The sequence below is a fragment of the Achromobacter sp. genome, assembly GCF_032102605.1.
Lineage (GTDB): Bacteria > Pseudomonadota > Gammaproteobacteria > Burkholderiales > Burkholderiaceae_B > Achromobacter.
Map to the genome: position 1 here is coordinate 533,516 of NZ_DAMDGT010000003.1, position 21,273 is coordinate 554,788.

At 61.4% G+C, this 21,273-nt stretch carries 16 protein-coding genes; 3 read left to right on the forward strand and 13 right to left on the reverse strand.

From position 1 onward, the window contains the following. Nucleotides 1–26: 26 nt before the first annotated feature. A complete protein-coding gene (locus RT614_RS10390; RefSeq protein WP_313622022.1) occupies nucleotides 27–671 on the reverse strand; it encodes a TetR/AcrR family transcriptional regulator in 645 nt (214 codons plus the stop codon). A 231-nt stretch (nucleotides 672–902) separates the two neighbouring features. Here RT614_RS10390 and RT614_RS10395 point away from each other — a divergent pair, with 231 nt between their 5' ends. Further along, complete coding sequence (locus RT614_RS10395) at nucleotides 903–1,979, forward strand: MBL fold metallo-hydrolase (protein ID WP_313622023.1); 1,077 nt, start codon at nucleotides 903–905, stop codon at nucleotides 1,977–1,979. Here RT614_RS10395 and RT614_RS10400 read toward each other — a convergent pair. Further along, nucleotides 1,933–2,415, reverse strand: a complete 483-nt coding sequence (locus RT614_RS10400) for a GFA family protein (RefSeq protein WP_313622024.1) — start codon at nucleotides 2,413–2,415, stop codon at nucleotides 1,933–1,935. The genes RT614_RS10395 and RT614_RS10400 overlap by 47 nt on opposite strands. A 122-nt stretch (nucleotides 2,416–2,537) precedes the next feature. Between RT614_RS10400 and RT614_RS10405 the strand changes: the two genes are divergently transcribed. Then, entirely contained in the window at nucleotides 2,538–4,151 is a 1,614-nt protein-coding gene (locus RT614_RS10405) for an NAD(P)/FAD-dependent oxidoreductase (RefSeq protein WP_313622025.1), read from the forward strand. Nucleotides 4,152–4,190: 39 nt separating this feature from the next. Here RT614_RS10405 and RT614_RS10410 read toward each other — a convergent pair whose 3' ends face one another. Both RT614_RS10410 and RT614_RS10415 read right to left on the reverse strand, forming a co-directional pair. Next, complete coding sequence (locus RT614_RS10410) at nucleotides 4,191–4,814, reverse strand: imm11 family protein (protein WP_313622026.1); 624 nt, start codon at nucleotides 4,812–4,814, stop codon at nucleotides 4,191–4,193. 192 nt (nucleotides 4,815–5,006) lie between these two features. After that, a complete protein-coding gene (locus RT614_RS10415; RefSeq protein WP_313622027.1) occupies nucleotides 5,007–5,819 on the reverse strand; it encodes an SDR family NAD(P)-dependent oxidoreductase in 813 nt (270 codons plus the stop codon). 195 nt (nucleotides 5,820–6,014) lie between these two features. On the opposite strand from RT614_RS10415, the gene RT614_RS10420 reads away from it, so the two are divergent. Beyond that, nucleotides 6,015–6,812 (forward strand): aminoglycoside adenylyltransferase family protein, encoded by a 798-nt coding sequence (locus RT614_RS10420; protein ID WP_313622056.1) that lies wholly within the window; start codon nucleotides 6,015–6,017, stop codon nucleotides 6,810–6,812. Nucleotides 6,813–6,858: 46 nt separating this feature from the next. Here the strand turns inward: RT614_RS10420 and RT614_RS10425 are convergent, their stop codons facing one another. The 9 genes from RT614_RS10425 to RT614_RS10465 form a co-directional block, all read right to left on the reverse strand. Then, nucleotides 6,859–7,995, reverse strand: a complete 1,137-nt coding sequence (locus RT614_RS10425) for a hypothetical protein (RefSeq protein ID WP_313622028.1) — start codon at nucleotides 7,993–7,995, stop codon at nucleotides 6,859–6,861. 153 nt (nucleotides 7,996–8,148) lie between these two features. Further along, nucleotides 8,149–9,132, reverse strand: a complete 984-nt coding sequence (locus tag RT614_RS10430) for a tripartite tricarboxylate transporter substrate binding protein (protein WP_313622029.1) — start codon at nucleotides 9,130–9,132, stop codon at nucleotides 8,149–8,151. Nucleotides 9,133–9,800: 668 nt separating this feature from the next. Continuing rightward, nucleotides 9,801–11,426, reverse strand: a complete 1,626-nt coding sequence (locus tag RT614_RS10435) for an NERD domain-containing protein (protein WP_313622030.1) — start codon at nucleotides 11,424–11,426, stop codon at nucleotides 9,801–9,803. Further along, nucleotides 11,426–13,273, reverse strand: a complete 1,848-nt coding sequence (gene drmB, locus RT614_RS10440; protein WP_313622031.1) for a DrmB family protein — start codon at nucleotides 13,271–13,273, stop codon at nucleotides 11,426–11,428. The genes RT614_RS10435 and drmB overlap by 1 nt, the downstream gene beginning before the upstream one ends. Beyond that, entirely contained in the window at nucleotides 13,274–16,306 is a 3,033-nt protein-coding gene (locus RT614_RS10445; protein WP_313622032.1) for a helicase-related protein, read from the reverse strand. 84 nt (nucleotides 16,307–16,390) lie between these two features. After that, nucleotides 16,391–18,373, reverse strand: a complete 1,983-nt coding sequence (locus tag RT614_RS10450) for a UvrD-helicase domain-containing protein (protein ID WP_313622033.1) — start codon at nucleotides 18,371–18,373, stop codon at nucleotides 16,391–16,393. Next, the gene (locus RT614_RS10455; protein WP_313622034.1) at nucleotides 18,366–19,385 is read right to left on the reverse strand and encodes an HNH endonuclease signature motif containing protein; all 1,020 of its coding nucleotides are present in this window, start codon (nucleotides 19,383–19,385) and stop codon (nucleotides 18,366–18,368) included. Before RT614_RS10455 ends, RT614_RS10450 begins: the two co-directional genes overlap by 8 nt. Nucleotides 19,386–20,069: 684 nt before the next feature. Beyond that, a complete protein-coding gene (locus RT614_RS10460) occupies nucleotides 20,070–20,330 on the reverse strand; it encodes a hypothetical protein (RefSeq protein ID WP_313622035.1) in 261 nt (86 codons plus the stop codon). Between the two features lie 339 nt (nucleotides 20,331–20,669). After that, entirely contained in the window at nucleotides 20,670–21,086 is a 417-nt protein-coding gene (locus tag RT614_RS10465) for a very short patch repair endonuclease (RefSeq protein ID WP_313622036.1), read from the reverse strand. Nucleotides 21,087–21,273: the final 187 nt, after the last annotated feature.

Here is a 21,273-nt window from a genome sequence, read left to right on the forward strand (position 1 = left end):
GCCGGTCTGGCGTGCGGCGCCGCGATTCATTCGCCCTGCGCGTAATAACCCAGGAACATTCCAACAGCCGAATCGGCCACGCGCTCCCGCTCCGCCTTCTTCAAGGGCGGCTGCCCCAGCGTCACCTGCGGCCAGAACGCAAAGCTCTTCACCAGCCCTTCAAGCTGATGGCCCGCAAAACCCGGGTCCACCTCGACAAGGCGTCCGTCGGCGATGGCCGCCTGGATCCAGGCCGTCACGCCACTGCCCTTCTCGTCCATGCGGCAAACGATGTCCTGGGCGCGGTCCGGCGCATGGATGATCTCGGCCATCGCCACGCGCGCAAGATCGATGAAGCTTGCATCGCCCAGCAGTTCCAGCTTCTGCATCAGCAATTGCCGCAACTGCTGCGCCAGCGGGAGGTCGGCTCGATACGCAAGATCGACGCTGGCCGCGCTGCTGGCCCACAACTGCTCCAGCATCAGCGCAAACAGCGCTTCCTTGCTTGGGAAATGGTTGTAGACCGTGCGCTTGGACACGCCGGCCGCCTGGGCGATGCGGTCCATGCTGGTGGCCTCGAATCCCGCCGTGCGGAACTCCTCGACGGCGGCGCGCACGATGGCCTCGCGCTTGCGGTCCGTCAGGCGCTGAGGCGGCCGGGAAGCGAGAGAGGCTGGCGCGTTGGTTGGCATGCGCGAAAGTTTACACCGTGCAGTGTACTTTTCAGAAAATGGAAACTACACTGTGCAGTGTAATTTTTGGCCGTGTCGTATCGGCCTTGTTGGTTCGACCGGCTTCGTTCGGCCGCCTTCGTTGGGCCGCCTGTGTTCGACCACCTTCGTTGGGCCGCCTGTGTTCAAGCCGCCTTCGTTTGGCCACCGCCATTTGCGGCGCCCGCCTTTTCTTCTGATCGGAATCCACCCGTGACCGCCCTCGCCGCCTGCCGCCGCCCCGCCCTGCCTCACTACCCGCATTCGCCGCAGCATCGCGACGGACGGTTTCAAAACCCACGCCCGCGCCCGGCGCTGGGGTTCTGGAAAGGATTGAAGCTGGCATGGGCCGTCCTCTTCGCCAAGCCCAGCGGAACCGTTCCGGATACCCCCATCCCGGTGCGCGCCCTCGACCGCGCCCAGCTTGAAGTGGCCCCGGACCGCAGCCTCTACCGACTGGGGCATTCCACTCTTCTCATGAAGCTGCGCGGCCGCTATTGGCTGACCGACCCCGTCTTCTCCGAGCGCGCCTCACCGGTCCAATGGGCTGGCCCGGCCCGCTTTCACGCGCCTCCCATCGACATCGAAGACTTGCCCCCGATCGCGGGTGTCATCCTGTCCCACAACCATTACGACCACCTCGACCGCGCTGCAATAGCCAGACTGGACGCCAAGACCGGTCGCTTCATCGCCCCGCTCGGCGTGGGCGACCAGTTGATCGCCTGGGGCATCGATCCCGCCAAGGTCGAGCAACTGGACTGGTGGCAATCCACCGAGGTCGACGGCCTGCGCCTGACCGCCACGCCCGCCCAGCACTTCTCCGGCCGGGGCCTGACCGACAGCGACCGCAGCCTCTGGGCATCGTGGGTCATCCAGGACGAAGACCTGCGCGTCTTCTTCAGCGGCGACAGCGGCTACTTCGACGGTTTCAAGGCCATCGGCGACGCGTATGGCCCATTCGACCTGACCTTGATTGAGACTGGCGCGTACGACCAACGATGGGCCTTCGTGCACATGCAGCCCGAAGAGACACTACAGGCGCATGTCGACCTGCGCGGCAAGTGGCTGATGCCGATACACAACGGGACATTTGATCTGGCGATGCACCCCTGGGAGCAGCCGTTTGAACGGATTCTGGAACTGGCCGCCACGCATCAGGTGCCGTTGTCCACCCCTGTGATGGGGGAAAGAGTCGACATGCGGGCGCCCGGACCGGGATCGCAGTGGTGGAGAAAGGCCGAAATCAGCTCCGCATTGCAGACTCAACCCGCTCCTGTTGAGCAACGCTGAACAGCCGCTCGTCCACGGGAAGCGTGTCGAACGCCGGAATGTCGCCCGCCAACGTGACCCACGGGTGCTTGCTGCGGACGAAGAAATGGGCGTCCGGCTTTAACCGCTCGGATTCGTCCAGAGTCCCTGCCCGCAAGAAGAGGATCCTGTCCCCAAACAACGGATGGAATCCCCAAAGCAGCACGCCGCACGCGGGACAGCGCATGCCACCTTCCTTGTCCGGAGCAGGGTCACCTTGCAGGACCGTCACCCGATCCCGCTCGATCATCGCGTTGAGCGCGAAGGCCGAGCCGGTCAGCGTCTGGCAGTCACGGCAATGACAGCAGTTGACGTAGATCGGCGGCCCGGCCATGCGATACTGCACGGCGCCGCAAAAACATCCTCCCTCCAGCATCATCACCTTCTCCCTCCACGCATCGTCCGTCATGTCCGCCATTTATAGCGCCGAAGGGAATTTCGCGCCGCCTGGCGGCAGCGACCGCCCGCGCGGCCGCCCCCGGCCGTCCAGTACAATCCGCGTTTGGCGACGTTGTGCTCGCCCACCATCTGGACCCACGTATGTTGCGACTGTCTGAAATCAAGCTGCCGTTGAACCACACGCCCGAGGAATTGCCCGCCGCGATTCTGAGCAAACTGGGCATTCCGGCCAGCGACCTGAACGGCTTCACCATCTTCCTGCGCAGCTACGACGCGCGCAAAAAACACAACATTCTGCTGATCTACACGCTGGATATCGACGTCAAGAACGAAGCCTCGCTGCTCAAGCGCTTTCACGACGACCGCAACGTCAAGCCGTCCCCCGACACCGAATACAAATTCGTCGCCCAGGCGCCGGCCAACCTCGCCAAGCGCCCCATCGTCATCGGCACGGGCCCCTGTGGCCTCTTCGCCGGGCTGGTCCTGGCGCAAATGGGCTTCAAGCCCATCATCGTGGAACGCGGCAAGGCCGTGCGCGAACGCACCAAGGACACCTGGGGCCTGTGGCGCAAACGCGTCCTGAACCCGGACTCCAACGTCCAGTTCGGCGAAGGCGGCGCGGGCACCTTCTCGGACGGCAAGCTCTACAGCCAGATCAAGGACCCCAAGCACTACGGCGAAAAAGTGCTCAAGGAATTCGTCCTGGCCGGCGCGCCCGAAGAAATCCTGTACGTCAGCAAGCCGCACATCGGCACATTCCGCCTGGTCGGCATGGTCGAAGTCATGCGCGACACCATCACCAAACTGGGCGGCGAAGTCCGCTTCTCCAGCAAGGTTGAAACGCTGCACCGCGAAAACGGCAAGGTCACCGGCGTAACGCTGGCGAGTGGCGAACACATCGAGGCCGACCACGTCGTCCTGGCCATCGGCCACAGCGCGCGCGACACCTTCCAGATGCTGCACGACCAGGGCGTCTTCATGGAAGCCAAGCCGTTCTCCATCGGCTTCCGCATCGAACACCCGCAATCGCTCATCGACAGAGCCCGCTTCGGCCCCAACGCCGGCCACCCCATCCTGGGCGCCGCCGACTACAAACTGGTCCACCACGCCAGCAACGGCCGCTCCGTGTACAGCTTCTGTATGTGCCCGGGCGGCACGGTCGTGGCGGCAACGTCCGAGCCCAACCGCGTCGTCACCAACGGCATGAGCCAGTATTCGCGGAACGAACGCAACGCCAACGCAGGCATCGTCGTAGGCATCTCGCCCGAGGTCGACTACCCCGAGCACGTCCTGGCCGGCGTCGACTTCCAGCGCAAATGGGAATCCCAGGCCTTCGAACTGGGCGGCCGCAACTACAGCGCCCCGGGCCAATTGGTCGGCGACTTCATCGGGGGCAAGGCCTCGACCGAATTCGGCTCCGTCAAACCGTCGTACACCCCGGGCGTCCACCTGACCGACCTGGCCACCGCCCTGCCCGACTTCGCCATCACCGCCATCCGCGAAGCCCTCCCGGCCTTCGACAAGACCATCAAGGGCTTCAACATGCCGGATGCCGTGCTGACGGGCGTGGAGACGCGCACTTCATCGCCGATTCGCATCAAGCGCGACAACGACACGCTGCAGAGCATCAACACGCAGGGCTTGTTCCCGGCTGGTGAGGGTGCCGGTTATGCGGGCGGGATTTTGTCGGCGGGGGTGGACGGGATCAAGATTGCGGAGGCGGTGGCGCTGAGCATCATGGCCCGCCAGGGATAAGTTCAGATCAGTCTGGCCCGGCGTCGGCGCCAGATGCGATCACAACTCCGCAGCATCCCGTAGCTCCACCCCATCCAGATTCGCGGCGCACAACGCGTCGTACAGCACACGATCACATACGGGGTCGATAGACATCTGCGTCTGCCTGAACACGTGCGCACCGCCAACGCTCGCTTCCCGGAACACAAGGCTGGCCCCGCCGAGGACGCTGTAGAACGTCTCGTCCTCGCCGGTGATGAAATTCCGGTCGTATTTCGTCTTGACGCGCGATGCTCCCACATCCAGCGCGTCAAGTCTGCGCACCACGTCGCACAGATGGTATTGCCGCCCGGGCGAGCCGTCGGCCTGCGTGTAGTCGCAGGCGGTGAACACGAAAGCCTCGGGGTCGACGGATTCGAATACCCGCTTCAACGGCTCCGAGATGATCCATATGCCGGCCAGCTCCTCGAACTCCCGAGGCAGCCCACCTTCTTCCGGCACATGGATCAAATGCGGCCTTTCGGAATACTGCGAAGGATCGCCATTGGGCGGATCCATCGTGTACATACCCGGCCGCACGAGCTTTTCCTCGTTGGCGATCACCAGGCCAGGGCCGATGCCGTCGCTCCAGTAGCTCGGCGCCAGGACGAAGTACTTTCCCTTTTGCGACTCGGGCGTAATCACGTGCGTATTCTCCAAGCCATGACTCGCGCCTCTGGAAGGCAAGGCGTTGAAAGGTCGAAGCGGGCAAGCCAGCCGTCGGGCGGCTGGCGACGCTCCATCACGGACGACGAAACGGCACGAAGCAGGCCGGCGGGCCGATGGGATCGAGGCGCACCATCGTAACGCCCTCAGCCCATCCGCGCACCGTGACGTCTATTCCGACGGACGCGTCTGGGTCAGACCGGTGGGCGGCCCGTCGATGGCTGTCCAGCCTGCATCCACCGCCAGGCTGCTGCCCGAGATGTAGCTGGCGGCGTCCGATGCCAGGAACGCGACGGCGGCGCCCACCTCCGAAGGCTGGCCCCAGCGGTTCAGCACGGTATGGCCGGCATAGGTGTTGTAGATGTCGGGACGTTCCTTCAACGGCTCGGTCAGGCGGGTCTCGATGATGCTGGGCATTACCGCGTTGACGCGCACTCCGTAGCTGCCGACCTCCGCCGCGAACGCCTTGACCATCTGCTCGATGCCCGCCTTGGTGGCCGCGTAGATGCCCAGTCCGGGCTCGATCGTCACGGCGCGCATCGACGAGCACAGGATCAGGCTGCCCGCGCCCTGCTTCATCATCGGCCGGCCAAAGTGGCGCATGAAGTGGAAGGCGCCGCGCAGGTTCAGGTTCACGACCTGGTCGAACTCTTCTTCCGTGTAGTCGACGATCAGTTTGCGGATGTTCAACGCGGGCGTCGCCACAGCGATGTCCACCCGCCCCTGTTCCTCCAGCACCTTGGCGGCCAGCGCGCCGATGGCATCGCCGCTGGCGGCATCGGTCTGCATCCAATCGGCCGAACCGCCGCCATCAATGATTTGTTGAGCGGTGGCCTCTGCGCCGCCCTCATCTCGGTCGGCGCACATCACGTAGGCGCCCATCGCGCCCAGTGCATGCGCGCAGGCTTGGCCAATGCCCGACGCGGCGCCCAGCACGACAGCGACCTTGCCCTGCAGGCTGAAAAGTTGGGGATAGTTGGTCATCAAATCTCTATGAATCCGTCTGTGGATGCGGACACGCCGCTTGCCTTTCCGCTTGTCGGGAACGCCACGAGCGCTCCCGTCCATTCGCTACATCGGGAGAATCATCGCATCCTGGCATTGCGGCAGCATGGCACCCATGCCGAGTTCGCGGCCATCGACCTGCCGAATGTGCGAACTCTTCGCTACTATCCCTGCATGACCCAAATTCTCCCTTCCCAAATCGCCCCTCAGGTTGCGGACGCCAGACGCCTCATTGATCAGTATCTTGGCGCCGACGTCATCGCCATCCATCTGTTCGGTTCCGCCGTGGCTGGAGGGCTGCAACCCTACAGCGATATCGATCTGCTCGTCACCGTCAGCCGGCCTCCCGCCGAGGCTGCCCTGCGCGCGCTGGCGACGGCGTTGTTGACGGTCTCGGCGCCTCCAGGCCAGTCGCAAAGCTTGCGCGCGCTTGAGGTCACCGTGCTGGCGCTTGAACACATCGTGCCCTGGCGCCACCCGGCCCGTCGGGAACTCCAGTTCGGTGAATGGCTGCGCGCTGATCTGTTGGCAGGCGTCGTGGAACCGCCCATGACGGACCACGACCTGGCCATCGTCCTGACCAAAGTCCGCGGCCACAGCATCCCCATCGCCGGTCCGCAGGCCGACCAGTTCTTTGATCCTGTGCCTCACAGCGACCTCACGCGTGCACTGCTCGATACCGTCGCCCAGTGGAACCAACCCGAGGACTGGGCCGAAGAAGAATCGAACATCATTCTTGCGCTGGCGCGTATCTGGTACACGGCGGTCTCGGGCGACATCGCGTCCAAGGTAATGGCGGCAACATGGCTGCTTGAACGGATCGACCCGCCCTATCGAGCAGTCCTGGACAAGGCACGGGCGATCTATCTGGGTCAAGCGCAGGACGATCTGGCGCAACGATATCCGGCGGACACCGAGGCGTTCATCGTCCACGCGCGACGCGCGATTGAAGCGATCTGTTCCGAAGGCTGACCGAACCGGCGCGCTCCGCAACGTGCGGAACCCGCCGGCCTCACGCTTATTTCGCCGAACCGATCTGCAGAACGGTGGAGTCGCGCTGCATATAACGGTTCATGATCTGAGCCAGAATCGGGTTTCCAGCATTCTCGGCTTTCGGGGCCGCTATGCTGACCACGGCTGCGCACAGCTTGCCCGCCTGCACGGTGCGCCCGGCCACGTCGACTTGCACGGCGCTGGCCATGCTCTGCGTCCAAGCCGCGCCGATGCCATCCACCGCTTGCTTGGCAGTCGAACAATCGGAATACGACAGCGAGATCACAACGGCAGGCGCATTCTTGACCTGCACGTCCGCGATGATTCCGCCAAAGTAAGGCGGGATGCCGCGACTGCTGGATGCGGCAAGGGCTTGCAGCTTCTGCTTTGCGGCTTCCATATCGCCCGGCGACGAGGACAACACCTCGGCCGGATCGACGCCCTGCAGCCCGAATACCGGCGACACGATTGCCGCTTGCACGATCTGGCCGCTACCCGAAGGCACGGCTTCCTTCAATCCCGCGACAGCCGCGGCAACCATCTCGCTGTCCGCAACGGACGGCGTGGTCTGCGCCAGCGCTTTCATGCCGGCCGGCGAAGACGCCTGGACCAACGCCGCATCCAGCGGCAGAACGAATGTCGGCATGCCCATCGTGCCGCGCCACGGATCTTGCCCGGTGGCTTTGGTCATATCGGGCTTGTTGGGCTCGCCATTTGCCATCAGGCCCGCGACATCGCCATTCACCGTCGTGAAATCGCCCTGCTTCAGGCGATCCGCCAACTTGGCGGCAGCGTCTTTGTCCTTCAAGCCCCAGTAGGTGACATTGCCAGGCGACTGTCCGAAACCGGCGAAATAGGAAAGCTCATCAAAGGGGATCTTTGCGCTATCGGACCACTTGGCCAGGCCATATCCAATGGATTGAAGCGGCGTGATCGCCTGCGCGATGGACAGGCGACGCATGCCATCCGCGGTCGGCCCGGTTTTCTCCAGCGCGCGCCAGGCTTGGACGTCCAGGAAGAATATCTGTATCGCTTCAGGAGCCGTCAACACAGACTGCGGCACCTGCTTCAAGGCTTGCATTAATGTTTGAGTGCTGTCTTGTGCAGCCGCTGAAGTCCCCCATCCAGCCATCAAGCAAAGTGCAAGAGCCTTTAAGCGCATCCGATATCTCCCGTAGTGTTACTTAATTACGATCGGGCAGTATATCAATGGTCAGTCACCAATAAAAAAGCCTCGGCAGCAATGAGTTTTCACCGGATAGCCACGGACTTGACCAGACCCACGAGGCCACCGCGCGCGCCCTCGTCGGCCTATCTACTGTTCCTTCAGCCCCAACGACTTCATCAACGGGGCGAACAATTTCTTCTCATCCTGCACACGCTTTGCATAATCGGCCGCGCTCAGCGGTAGTGCCTCGGCGCCGGCGTCCAGAAAGCGCGCCTGGATCTCGGGCCGTGCCAGTACCTTGTTGATTTCGGCGTTCATGCGATTGACCACGTCATCGCGGGTGCCGGCGGCGGCATACATGCCGAACAGGCTGTCCGCAAAAACGCCGTCGATACCGACCTCGGAAAAGGTTCGTATATCGGGCGCCACGGCAGCGCGTTGCCGGCTCGCCACCGCCAGCACCTTCAGTTTGCCCGCTTGCACCATGGGAAAGACCGTGGCGGGTCCAAACGCGAAGTCGATCTGCCCTGCGGCCAGGTCTTGAATCGCCGGCGCCACGCCGCGATATGGCGCATGGGTGGCCTGCATGCCGGTAGCCTGCTTGAGCAACTCGCCCGCCAGATGCGGCGTCGTGCCATTGCCGGCCGAACCATAGTTCAGAGGATTGGACTGCTTGCGCGCGTATTCGACGAACGCCTCGAGCGTATCGACGCCCAGCGAGGACCGGACGAACAGGAACAACTGGCTGTTGGCCAACAAGGCGACCGGCCGCAGGTCCTTCTGCGGATCGAACGGCATGCTGACGAACATCAGCGGGTTCACCGATTCGGTCGTGGACGGATTGAACAAGAAGGTATGGTTGTCGCCCCCGTTGCGCGCGACCTCGGCCCCCGCCAAGTTGCCGCCTGCGCCGCCCCGATTCTCAACGATGACGGTCTGCTTCAAGGCCTCGGACAAATGCGGCTGCACGGTGCGCGCCAGCACGTCGACCAGCCCGCCAGGGGCCAGCCCCACCACCAGGCGCACCGGCTTGGTTGGCCACGCCTGAGACGCCGTTTGCGCATGGCTGCCCGTCGCCCAGCCAGTCAACGCCAGCATCATCATGGCCAGACAACGTCTACGCAGCAGCATGCGATTCTCCTATGGGGCGCCACCGCGCGATCTTGCGTACGGTGCGTCAGGTGCCGCACCCCGGTGAACCGCCTTGATTCCCCATCGCGGCGGCAGCCCTGCATCTGCCGCTCATTCTTCACAAAACTTTAAGCATAAAGAATCCCTGATAACCCTAGTTTTCCGGCAACGACAGGCGCGGCTTATCGAGACCGCTTTGATCTGAACAAATCGGGCTCAACGCGTACCGCTTCCATGCCATAGAAACGGGGCGCTTGGCGATGGGAAAATTTGCCCCCAAGTGCCAAGCCCTAAATAAAGAAGCCCGCGATTAAGCGGGCTTCCGGGGCATTTCTTGAAACTCGGTGCCGGTCTACACCGGACGCGGGATTACTCCCACTCGATCATCAACAGGCCGTCCAAACCCGCATGATTAAAGGGATTGGCTGTGATCGACATCAGGCCTTATCGTCGCTTCTACCGTCAAGAACGCACCTCTTTTGCTGGCGCGGGAGATGGAGCGACTTGCGAGGAAGCGACATTTTCGAAGCCATCATCAATCAGAAGCTAGAGTAACGGAAACGTCCGTTGTCGAAAACAAAACGCAACTAGACCTCGACGAAACGCTCACAGATGCAGGCGGAAAATGACCAGTGATGCCATCAATTCTCCTTGGTTGCCAGTGGCTGCTAAGTGTCACCGCGCAACCAGCTGAGTATAGCGGGCTCGCCAACAACCGAAAGATGCACCCGCGCTCGCGAAAGCGCCACATAGGCGAGCTCGACAACGTCGGCTAGCTCCTTTGTGGCTGCGACGACCACAACCTTCCGCTCAAGTCCTTTGAAATTCCGGATAGGCGATAGCATGACTCCATAGACGGACTGCTTTCGAAGCCGCTGGCCTACTTCGTTCAGGACCTCCTGCTCGGAAGCAAGTACGACTATGTCGTGCGGCGCGACCGCTTCCGAATTGCACAACGTTCTCACGAGGTCCGACACTCTCGCTCCAACATCAACATCTGTGCATTCGAGCCATTGGACGTTCACGCCAAGCGGTCCGTCCGCTGTGATCGGTAGCCCTGAATAAAAGCGCGTCGCCTCGTTGTGAATCATCTGTGTATTGCGAAGGTTTCGGGTCAGACGGATCGGGATAAGCTGGAAGCTCGCGAGTTGCCCGATCAGTTCACCGTAGACCCGCTGATTGGTGTCGTAAAAGGCGTGCAGGATCGAAACCGCCGAGTCTTTCAGCAGCGACTCAAGGGCAATCCACCAGTGCGATCTGAAATCCTGACCTTCGTCCACAACGATCGCATCGAACGCGAGTCCTGGGTCGAGGGCAACAGCATCGAGCAACAATTCGGGGCTTCGATCTGATGAAAAAGGTGCAGACGCATCCGCCAGCCCAGCACTTGCACCCAGACTGGCGCAGAGAGCCGGAAAACTGATGACTTCAACGGGCTTGCCGCGCAGCTTGACCTGGAGTTCGGCCGCGAGATCCTGGCTCAGGCACGTCAGCAGAGTCCGTGCCCCCGACTCGGCAAGCCGCAATGCGTCCTCCGTAGCAAGAATCGTCTTGCCGGTTCCTGCTCCTCCGCCCACAGCCACGCGATTCAAATGCGCAATGGAGTCCAGGATATGGAACTGCTGCGGCGTCAGGCTCTGGATCTCTTGCTCGTCGTCGGCCAGCACATGACCCAGTGGCACACGCAGCATGAAGGGCGCCGCCAGGAGGCGCTCGAACGCCTGCACGCCGCCTGCGCCCATCTCGTCCTCGTCACCTCCGCCAAGGCGAGCCAGCACCCATGTGCGAAGATCAGGGAGGTCCGGACGACAGCAGAACAGATCACTGGGCCGATCGGCTCCAAGATTTCCGGGAGGGCTTGCGGCATCCGGAAAGATAACACCGTGCCTGGCGCGGACGAAACGGGCCGCGGGCCACGTCCGCTGTTGCTTAGCGCGTTCGAGGAGTTCGTGCTTCGCACGCCGCGCCTGTTCAACAGGATTTTTGATGGAGTGTCGGATGCCGTTGCGATCAGTGCTGACCCAGGCATCGGTTGCGGGGTCGTAGACGATCCCTCCGCCCTTTACCTCGATCGCAAGAAATCCGTGCCGGGGGTGAACGATGACGAAGTCGCATTCGCCGTCCTTTTCCCCGCCGGTGTGGGTCAGCCCCAGCCAAGGGCGACTGTAGAACACCGTCCAGCCGGAGTCCAGTTGCTCCCGCAGAAGGTCGTAGATCCGAACTTCGGCCTTGCGGTAGATGTCGCTGCGGACCTGGGGCGGCAGCGTCGCCGGCCACATCTGCGGACCAGCCATCACGCACCAACGCCGTCGTCGAGGAGGCGGCGAAAAAACCCTAACCCGGGATCGCTCGGAGTTCCGACCAACGTGGCCCGATCGAGGAAGCGGTTGAATTCCTCGCATGATGTCTCTGGCGCAAGAACGCAGGAATGGCATGCGGCCAGGGAAAGTCCGTCGTCAGGTGCCATCATGTCCTCGATACACAGGGGGTCCGAAGAGCACCAGGCCTGCGCATGGAGCGCGGCGATGATCGTGCGTTGAATCCGTTCAGGATCTCCCTGGCGTTGCAGTCCGCCCAGCGTTCCATCGTCATCCGTTGTCGCTGTGTAAACCAGTACCCCCGCCATCGAGCTGTCGAGCTGATTCACATACAGGCGCTCGCGCAGCGCAGTGGACGAATAGCCACACTCGAGGGTCAACTGCCGCATCAGGGCGTGCGCGAACGTATGCAGCAGCAGAAACCGTGGCGTGATCGGGCGCGCAGTGGAGCCGTCCGCGCCGTGCCGCTCGCGCCACTCCGTCTGCCATCGCGCATCTATGCGTGCTGCCCGGTCTCGGATGGCGTCTTGAGACTCCCACGCCGAGATGGCGCGCAAGTCGAATTCGAGGAAAATGCCTTCCCCGCGGACCTCAATAGCAGGTAGCCAGTCCAGATCCGTGCGGACGGAGAGGCGTGCCACTGCGGGCGACTCGGGGTCTCCTGGCGGCTGAATCCGCGTGAATCCCTTGACTGCGCGCACCTCGCGCAGACGCACCGCTTTCACCAGTCGCGAGAACACCGATGCAATTGATGGAGGAACGGCCTGCGGACGGATCTCGAACTCACGATCAAGCCCTTCAGCAGCGACGCCTCCGGTGAACTGCCGATACTCCTCCTGACGCAGATCGACGGTCTCGATAGCTTGCTCCGCATCAAGACGCCTAGCAATTTCTGCTGCAAGCGTCTCCGGGGTAAGTCCAAGCTCGGCGAGGACGGGGGCTAACGCGCCACGCGCCAGCATTCCTATGAACATGGAGCGATCCTCGGGCAGCGTGTCTGCGATCGGATCCCAGTGAACGCCAAGTGCTTCCTGCAGGCGATCCGACCACGGCGGGATGCTCAGGGCCGATTCGATCACCGGAAAGTAGAGATTTGAAGCGCCACGTTGAACCGCCCTGGCCTTGTGTGTGCAGCATTCGTCAGGGCCAGCCAGCCAAGGTCTCTTCCCACGGCAGTCGGGAAACCGTCTCCACGTGGCTGCCGAGAAGATACCGTCCATAGAACGTCGGCTCCCGCAGGCGGCGTCTAGGCAACTCAATATCAATCCTGCGAGACCGGGACGCTCCGATGTGAGCTTCAGGAAGCCTCGTTGATTCTTGCAACTTTCAGTGTGACTGACCCATGCATGCCAAGGAAATTCGTCTAGATGCCCGCCTTCGCAAGCCATTACGAACCGGACCGGTACGACGAAAACTCTGTTTTGCCCCGGTGCCCTTGCTGTACACGGAGGACACCAGCGCCCGGCATGACCCGGTGCGTCTGCCCAGTTCCCCTCGGGAGCGATGCGATCACACTGCGGGCATTGCAGCCAGCTCGGAAATCTCACTGCGACGAGCGAACGCTCCGCGTCTCTGTCGTTAGAAGGATCGCGCACCGGAGGTAGTCGGAAGCCCTTGACTCCGAGCTTCTTCTGCAGGCGCTCCTCGCGGATTGCCTGAGGATGCCGCATACCTCCTGGCGGGAAGTTCGAGTCCCACTCCTCAAGACCCGCCGCAACCGCGGAGATAGACGCGCCCCCCGCCCTGAAGTCGACAATAGCACCAGGCCCGAAGGTAGCCGCTGCAGCGCTGCGGCGCAGCTCGCCGAGATCGTTTCTTGACATTTAAGTGGACCTCCTCAGGCGTTCGGCGAGTCTGTACGGCGTCGCAGGTTCTACGCCGCGCATCGTGTTGGGCGTGGGCCAGGCCTGCCCGATCGGTCGGCCCGCAGCCCGACGGGCTGCTGCAGCCTCCGCACCTTGAAGCAACGACGTGGTTGGAGTGAAATGCCAATAGTGCAGCGGGGCGCGCCGGATCCAGCGCCTGAGCCGTTCCCGGAGCTCATCCCGCACGTCGATCTCCAGTGCATCGATGCGGTCGGCGCGCGCGCCGATCCTCTCGATCAGGTCCTCGACCGCCGCGATTGCAGTCGCATCCAGTGCCGGCGCGACAAGCATTCCGGGCACGAGATGGCGAACCGCCGCAACAAGCACGGCGTGCAGGGCCCGATCGCGGGCGCGCGAGGCAAAGGGCGTGACGCTGGTGGCTTCCACGTCCCTGTATAGCGTGTTGTGCCAAGTCCTGAAGGTCTCAAAATGCGACCGGTCCCGGGGCTTAGCGTTGTTCAGTACCGAAACGACCAGTCCCGACACCCCCCCTCGCCCGACCCGGCTCGTCGCCTGGATGTACTCTGCCATCGTCTTCGGCTGGCCGTTGACAAGCATCAGGCCGAGGCGCGGGATGTCGACACCCACACTGAGCATGCTGGTCGCGAGGACGACATCCAGCGAGCCGTCGGTGCCTGCGGGCGTCGCCAGGAGATCCAGCATCTGCCTGACCTCTTGCTGGGACCTGCGGGACGTGAGCTCCTCGACCGCAGCGGGATCGCGCGGAGCCTCGCCTCTTGCCCGAGCCAGAAGGCGAAGGGTGTCGTTAACGTCGTCCTGCATCAGTACCAGCGCGCCGCCCAGCTCGCGCAGCGAGTTGAAATACGCCACCAATGTCCAGTAAGGGTCCTGGTCGTGTGCCGCGAGCCCGGCCGACGCCGCTTGCAACAACGAAGCGGCAACGGCCTGTAGCGTGAACTTGGCCGATCGTCCTGCCGTAGTTACACCAACGTAGCGGCGGCCGGGGGCGTCCATGTCGACGACTGCAAAACCCGAGTCGGATGCGTCAAGCCCGGGAGGCGGAAACTGGCAGGTGCGGCGGTCGAAGAGTGCCATGACCTGATCTGCCGCTCGCCGGATAGTGGCGGTGGAGCCAATGATCTTTGGGCGTGTTCCGTTCGCAGACAGAATAAGGTCAAGCGCGGCCTCGTAGAGTCCGGAGAGAGTTCCGAGTGGACCGGCTATAAGATGCAGCTCATCCTGCAGGATGAGCTGGGGCTGGGCCGGAGTGCCGACGCCGAACAGCGCGGCAGTCTGGCGCTTGCGGACGATCTGCGCAAACTTATCGACGGTGCCGATAAGCATCGTCGGCCGGAACGCGTAGACATCCTCGTCGACAGTCCACACTGGCAACGGATCTGCGTCAGCCAGAACGCAAGCTTGACCGGTACAGAAGATGCTGACAGCTTCAGTCGGTCCGCCTTGCCTGTAGTCCAGCGTACTGTGGCAACAGGGGCACTGCATCAGTTGGCGGGGAGAGGCCTTGGAGCTGTCGGTACGGCTTGCGAACGCATCCTTGCGGGTGTTCGGGGTCGCTCCATCGCCAACCCAGAGGCCAATCGAGAACGGCGTTTCGCCAAGGGTGCGCGCATCGGAAGAAGGTATGCGCCCTCGCCGGATTGCTTCGCAGGCACACACCATCGCAGAAGCGCGGATGAACTGCTGAGTCGTCAGTAACCGCAGCGTGTATCGCATGATGCACGCAACCCCAGCGCCGTCATCTGGCGCCGCGAGTGAAAGACGACGATGAAAGGCCACCATGGCTACAAGCGCGAGATATGCCTCCGTCTTGCCACCACCCGTCGGAAACCACAGCAGGTCCATCGTCTCCCGATCCTCGTGGCGGCCATCGATCGCTGACTCGAGCGTTAAGAGCAGGAAGCCTAGCTGGAAGGGTCGCCACGAAAGCCCGCCGCCCCCGCCCCAGACGCGCTGATTGTCCATGGCCAGATTCGCCAGACGGAAAGCGCTGGCGGCCGTCTCGTCGACTCCCAAGCGCGCGGCGCCGGAGCGCATGCGCTGGAGCACGGTACGCGCGTCCTCCAGGTGACGGGCCGCCGTCTGCGATTGAATTCCGGCGATCGCGGTCATCTCGAGCGACTGGCCCTGAATCCATTGACCATAAGCGTCACAAAACCGCGCAAGCGCCGTTGTCAGCTCAGCACTCGCCGCGGTGGCGAGCCAAGCCGCCGAGAACATGTCCTGGCTGACCGAACGAAGGCTTGTGAACACGGGATGCCCTTCGGCGCTGACGGCCGGAACAAGCGCCTCGGGCATCCACGTCGTCCGCACCTCTTCGACGCGCATCGCATCGCCGTTACCGCGCACCGTCCAGTCGGCGGAACAGGTATGCCCCGCCGCGTATTCACGCGCGTTTCTGTAAAGGAGTGAGGCGCTACGGTCATCGTCGTCGACCGTCGCGCGTCGGCTCGGCCTCGCAATCAGCTCGGTACCACGCACGGGACCGACGGAAAGACCAACCTGAAAGATTGTCATCCTCTCAATATCGTCGCGCCCGGCTTCTTCTGGCGAGCAGCCATTCACCAGAGTGACAGTGGCCACCACTCCGTCGCCGTAGGGAGCTGACCTGACGTGGAGGCGGAGCCCTGGCAGCTCGGGTATCGCAAGCGCACCCTCCTGCGCGCCCGGGGTCAAGACGAGGTTCACCGGCGGCGGCGCCACATCAACCCGACGCCATCTGACTGCGCCGTCGATCTCAACGGAAGCGTATCGCCCCAGCGTCACCAGGACTTCTATCTCCGGGTAGCTGCCCGCAACAGAACGCGCGGCGAAGGACAAACCCGCAGTGGATGGACGGCGCATAGGAACGGATGCAGGCTGACTCTGGTCGTCAGCGTCATCGCCCTCCTCTCCCTCACCTGGCGCGACCGCGAGACGCTCATCTTCTTCTGGCGCAATCTTCGTATTCCCGGGCCAGAGAATCCCAGTGAGATAAATGTCCGAAGGCCTGGCAGAAAGAGTCTCGTTCACGCTGCCAGGGCCTATCAAGTCCTCACGCAGCCGCTCTATCAAATGCTCCCTGGCGGGGCCAGGCGTCGGGTCAACTGTCATTCGCTACTTCCTCGGGAATCTGACGGTAGAAAAACCAAGCAGCAAAGGCGCAAGCATGAAGCCGCTCGAACGCCACGGCTCGTGAAGCAACTCGGCTACAGGGTCATCGGGGCCAACAGCAATCGTGCGGACGCCGATGGATCGCAAATGCGGCAGGAAACTGGGTGGAGGCCATTGCTCGCAGTGATTGGCGATCTGGCGAACGTCCTGTACGAAGTGCCTGCTAAGAACAGCGAGGCGCTCATCTTCCGCCTGCAAGGCGAAGCCCCAGTCAATGCCCGGATCAGCACGTGCGATCAGTCCTTTGCGCAGAGGGCCAACACGCCAGGCGTCCTGTGCGTGGCGAGCTGCATCTGCGCTCGCGAACGCGCGCACTCCAACAAGTCCGTCCGCCGTCAGATCCCGTGACAGACCGATCTCCAGTTGAACACCGCCTTTGACCCGTCGCCACGCGCGGCCACGCTCGGCGCCTGTCTTCCGTGAGGGCGACTTGCCGACCTTCAACTGATGGCGCGCGCGCGTCGCACCGACAAACATGACCCGGATTTCCTCTTCGGCATCTCCGTCGTTCGCCCCCTCGCCAGCTGAAGACAAATAGAGAAATACCTCCGACGCTTCGCGCCCCTTGCTCGCATGGATAGTTCCTAGCACTGGTCCGTCGAGGCCGAACTCGGGTGAACAGAAAAGCATAGGAGGCGAGGCGCGTCCCAACACCGTGCGCAGTCGAGGCAGATCGATAGAGCCTGGAGCATTTCCAGCGGCCTCATAGACAAGTCTCCAAGCCTCGTCAGGCCTTGGCGTCCCCGGAACTGCAGACAGACCGCGCGTAGTCCAACGTTCGTCGAACGCCGTCCTGGTTATCCGCTGTTCCGTCCAGTCCCAGAGCAGGAGCGCGATCCATGCTCCCAGACATGCTGGAAGCCCCGACATCCGGATCCGGTGAGGGGCTTTCGCATAGCTGGACGTCAGAATCACATCAATCCTGCGGCGCAGGAGAATGAGTGACCCCCTCGATAGCTGCGAAATGTCGAGCTCGTGGCTGGCCGGCGCGACTCCATCGGCCAGTCGCTCAATCTCTGCCTGGATGTGCTGCCGCCTGCTCTCTGTCGACCCTCTCTTGCCGATCACCAGGCGACGAACTGATGTGAATATCTCCCTCAGGTTCCGACGGTCAGTTCTGTGCACATCAAGAAGCCGTCGAGGCAGGAAGCCACGAGCGCGCAGCCCGCTGAGAAGCGAACCTCCATCATTCTCCCCGGGGGGCGTGTCTTCAGTGAATCCGTAGATGGCTTGCGCTTCGTCCGCAAATACAGTTACGCCGCACTCTGGTCCCAAGGCATCGACGATTGCCAACGTGAGCTCTGCTCGCACGCCGACAATGTCCTGTGCCTCATCAATAACCAGATGGCCAAGGCGCAACAGATACTCCGCAACGTCTTCGTCTTCACGAATGCGTTGAAGCGTCTGAGCGATGCCTTGGTCGTAGCTGCCGGACAAGACCGCCTCACTGACGAAACCGGACTGCAATGCCCAAGCATGGGAATCAAGTGTCGCGATACGGACCGCGCATGCGTCAGAAGGATCATCGAGAGCGCCAGCAATGCGATTGCGCAGTTCAACTACGGCGGTTCTGGTAAAGCTGATAATCCAGATGCGCGCGGCGGGAATACCGTCACGAATCATTGATGAGACGCGTGCGCAAGCGACGTGGGTTTTCCCTGTACCCGGTCCGGCATCCACAAGCATTCGAGCTTCGGGTGGCTCGTTCAGGACTGCATCCTGACCTTCGGGGGCATCACCCGACGCGTCCTCCGCTGAGGCTGGCCCAGGAGTCTCGATGTCGTCCAGATCGATGCCGCCGTCAGTTACACGCCAAAGCCTCCGTCGATAGGTAATCGCCGGGGCGCCAGCAAGCTCCCTTAAGGGTCGCACGATCCGGTCGATCTCCACACCGGACCTCCGCACCGAAATCTCCAGACTACTCACAGCTTGCTCTTCGTAATGTCAGAAGATATGCATCCCATCTTCTCTTGATGGGAGCGCTTGCAGGTAGGGCGAGGCCGGAGAACCGGAGTGATCTTCCCTCCAGTCGGCGATAGCTTTCATCTCTTATCCTCGGATGAAATCTCAATGTGAGCTCTTCGGGATCGATACCCATCAGATTCAGATCAAACAGAGTATGAAGATCGGCTCGCAGGAGAAGGCCGTTCTCGGGATGATGGTCGTTCTCCCCGCGGAAAGGATCAATGTGAGCCGCTTCTATGATGTCCATCAGGTCGCATCCTGACGCTACGCATCTGGCACCATAGCGCCGGATGAGTTTGTCTCGAAAGGACTTCTGGCCGCGCCTGACCCTGATCGACCGCAGAACCTTCTCGCGGGTATCGGTCATCGTCGCGATGAATGGTAGGGCTCTCTCCGCCCAAACATCAGCATCTAATGGATCCAGCGCAATGCCCTGAAGGAAACGCTCGATCAGGCTTCGAGTCTGAGGGCATTTTCTAAGCAGCGCATCTTCAATCCTGCCTAGATCAACCTCTTCGATGGAGAGCTGATCATTCGGACGCAGAGCTGCTTGTTTTAGCACTTCCACCGGCACAGCGTCAGGCGTACGCAGAAAGCCCTGTTCATATCGGGCCTCATAACCGGTTACGGCAATACTTTCGGCCAAAGGAACATCAAACTCATGTCCGCTAGTGCATCGCCATGGAATCGATTTTGATTTTCTAAACTTAATGCTAACTTGGCCACACACAGGACAACGCTGACGCACTTTATTAGCAGGGAAAACAGAGATCTTCTCAATCAACGCCATCCCGATAACGCGCGCCGCATCTCTGACAAATATCAGGTCACCCTGCGCAAGTTGCTTATGGTTGGGGACACTGCTGTCATATCTATATATCCGCTCTACATCATCGTTGTAGCCAGTGTTTCCTCCGTACTGGCGCTCGTCCGGCGGCAAGGCGATCAGCGACCAAGCTCTAAAGCCAGACATCGTGGGTTCCTCGTTCGATGAAGTTTCAAGGACAAGTATTTTTGCTGCAAAACTCAGAAAATCAGGCCACACAGACATGCAATTCAGGTCTGCCTCAGACGGTCACAAACCCAAGCGCTTCAGCGTTTACCCCATTACGGTAGATGGATGCGCCTTACGTCGCTCATCTCTTCGACTAAGCTAATGATCTCATGAAATAGGCATACGTAACAAAATTCGCCGAAAGATAACGAATGATAACTTAAACGAATTGAATAATACTCCTTTAGCGCTCTTTACATCAACCAACCAAATGCCAATTCCTCACTCGAAGCCCTAGTCATCAATGGAGGATTCCGCGTGATACAACGACAGGAGCCGGCGCTCGTTCAGGCATTCATCGCGAAATCCATACATAGAAACTCTCGATATAGACGTTTTTCACAGCGTTGCACTGCCGGACTATGTATAGGTACACCACCCTAATCTGATCGATAGAAATGCCTAATGGTCTACTGGCACACCCCGGAATGCCCTCAGCGATCGACCGTGGTAATTCACATAGTGCCGCAGGCTGTCGCAGCTCCTGTACGTCAATAAACGCAGCTCGGCCTAGAGCGCCGGCGTCCGGACTACGCCGACATGCGACGGCTCAGAAGAGCCCGAGGGATGATTGTTCACCGGCCCGACGGACGAGCTTCTCACCTACAGAAGATTAGTCCCCGTTTCGGTATATACATCGACGTATGCGGAATGGTCTTGCGGAACATCGGGAAATAGTCGAGCACCTGACGGGCCTTTTACGTCGAACGAGCGCATCCACAGTGCCAGCTGGCGATGCCCAGCCACAAACACCTCATCTGCATCAGCCGGCCGGTAGTCAGGCCCCATACCGTAGGCCATCAGGGCCACGCCGGCAGCCGGGGTGGAAACGAAGGAATTAAGGGAAGAGAACATGGCGGGCATACATGGCGAACTCCAGTGGTTAAGCAAAATTTCCCGCGCCCGAACCATCACGCCGCAGCGCAGCGGTCAAAGCCCACCACGGCCGCTCCGAGCCGAAGCGTACAAGGCGGTACATACAAGTGGACTTCGAGCACGGTATGCCCGGATGGGGGAGCAACAACCGCGATCTCCGCACACCCAAGCCCCTCTCCGGCAATTTCAGCGCAATAGTATTGTCCGGGTCATCAGCGATGGGAGCCGATGGGTCGAGATGCTCATCGCGGCGCATGCGCAGTACGAGGTAGGGTCCAACATCTGCGAAGATGCGCGGCCGCGATCGGTCGACCGCTGGCCTGATATTCAGTGACGATCGACCCTCAGGAACGAACTCACCTTCCGAGTCAGCGCGGGCAGATCGGAAACCTCGCATTCCCAAACGATCAAAACCTGCCAGCCTAGGGCGTCCAGAGCCATCACTACCTGACCATCGCGTCGAATATTGCCCTCTAGCTTATTCAGCCAGAACTGCGCGTTTGACTTTGGCGTATAGGCAAATCTGCATCCGGTATGCCGATGCCAGAAACAGCCATGGACAAAAATCACCTTCTTCAGACGCGGAAAAACCAAATCCGGAGAACCCGGCAGATCCTTGCGGTGCAGTCGATAACGGAAGCCCATTCCGTGGACAAGCTTGCGGACGACCAGTTCCGGCTTGGTGTTCTTTCCCTTGATACCTGCCATCATTCGGGAGCGCTTTTCAGGTGTAACGATATCCATTAGCGTTTCTACCGGGCCACATATTCGCGGATGTCGGGGCGAGGGTGCTTGCCAGCCGAATAGCCGTCTCGTCATCAATCTCCTCATCGGCACAATCCTCGCTTGATTCGATCGAGCTTGCAAACGCCTGCCCGTAAGCTCCCCCTTCAGGTAGACACCAACCGGTAGAATTTCGGAGCCTCCCTGA

Bases quoted from the DNA above. Each gene is read 5' to 3' on its own strand.
- RT614_RS10465 (WP_313622036.1), bottom strand. From the start codon at position 21,086: ATGGATATCGTTACACCTGAAAAGCGCTCCCGAATGATGGCAGGTATC.
- RT614_RS10400 (WP_313622024.1), bottom strand. From the start codon at position 2,415: ATGGCGGACATGACGGACGATGCGTGGAGGGAGAAGGTGATGATGCTG.
- RT614_RS10435 (WP_313622030.1), bottom strand. From the start codon at position 11,426: ATGGCTGGTCCGCAGATGTGGCCGGCGACGCTGCCGCCCCAGGTCCGC.
- RT614_RS10390 (WP_313622022.1), bottom strand. From the start codon at position 671: ATGCCAACCAACGCGCCAGCCTCTCTCGCTTCCCGGCCGCCTCAGCGC.
- RT614_RS10425 (WP_313622028.1), bottom strand. From the start codon at position 7,995: ATGCGCTTAAAGGCTCTTGCACTTTGCTTGATGGCTGGATGGGGGACT.
- RT614_RS10415 (WP_313622027.1), bottom strand. From the start codon at position 5,819: ATGACCAACTATCCCCAACTTTTCAGCCTGCAGGGCAAGGTCGCTGTC.
- drmB (WP_313622031.1), bottom strand. From the start codon at position 13,273: ATGTCAAGAAACGATCTCGGCGAGCTGCGCCGCAGCGCTGCAGCGGCT.
- RT614_RS10460 (WP_313622035.1), bottom strand. From the start codon at position 20,330: ATGCCCGCCATGTTCTCTTCCCTTAATTCCTTCGTTTCCACCCCGGCT.
- RT614_RS10430 (WP_313622029.1), bottom strand. From the start codon at position 9,132: ATGCTGCTGCGTAGACGTTGTCTGGCCATGATGATGCTGGCGTTGACT.
- RT614_RS10420 (WP_313622056.1), top strand. From the start codon at position 6,015: ATGACCCAAATTCTCCCTTCCCAAATCGCCCCTCAGGTTGCGGACGCC.
- RT614_RS10455 (WP_313622034.1), bottom strand. From the start codon at position 19,385: ATGTCTGGCTTTAGAGCTTGGTCGCTGATCGCCTTGCCGCCGGACGAG.
- RT614_RS10405 (WP_313622025.1), top strand. From the start codon at position 2,538: ATGTTGCGACTGTCTGAAATCAAGCTGCCGTTGAACCACACGCCCGAG.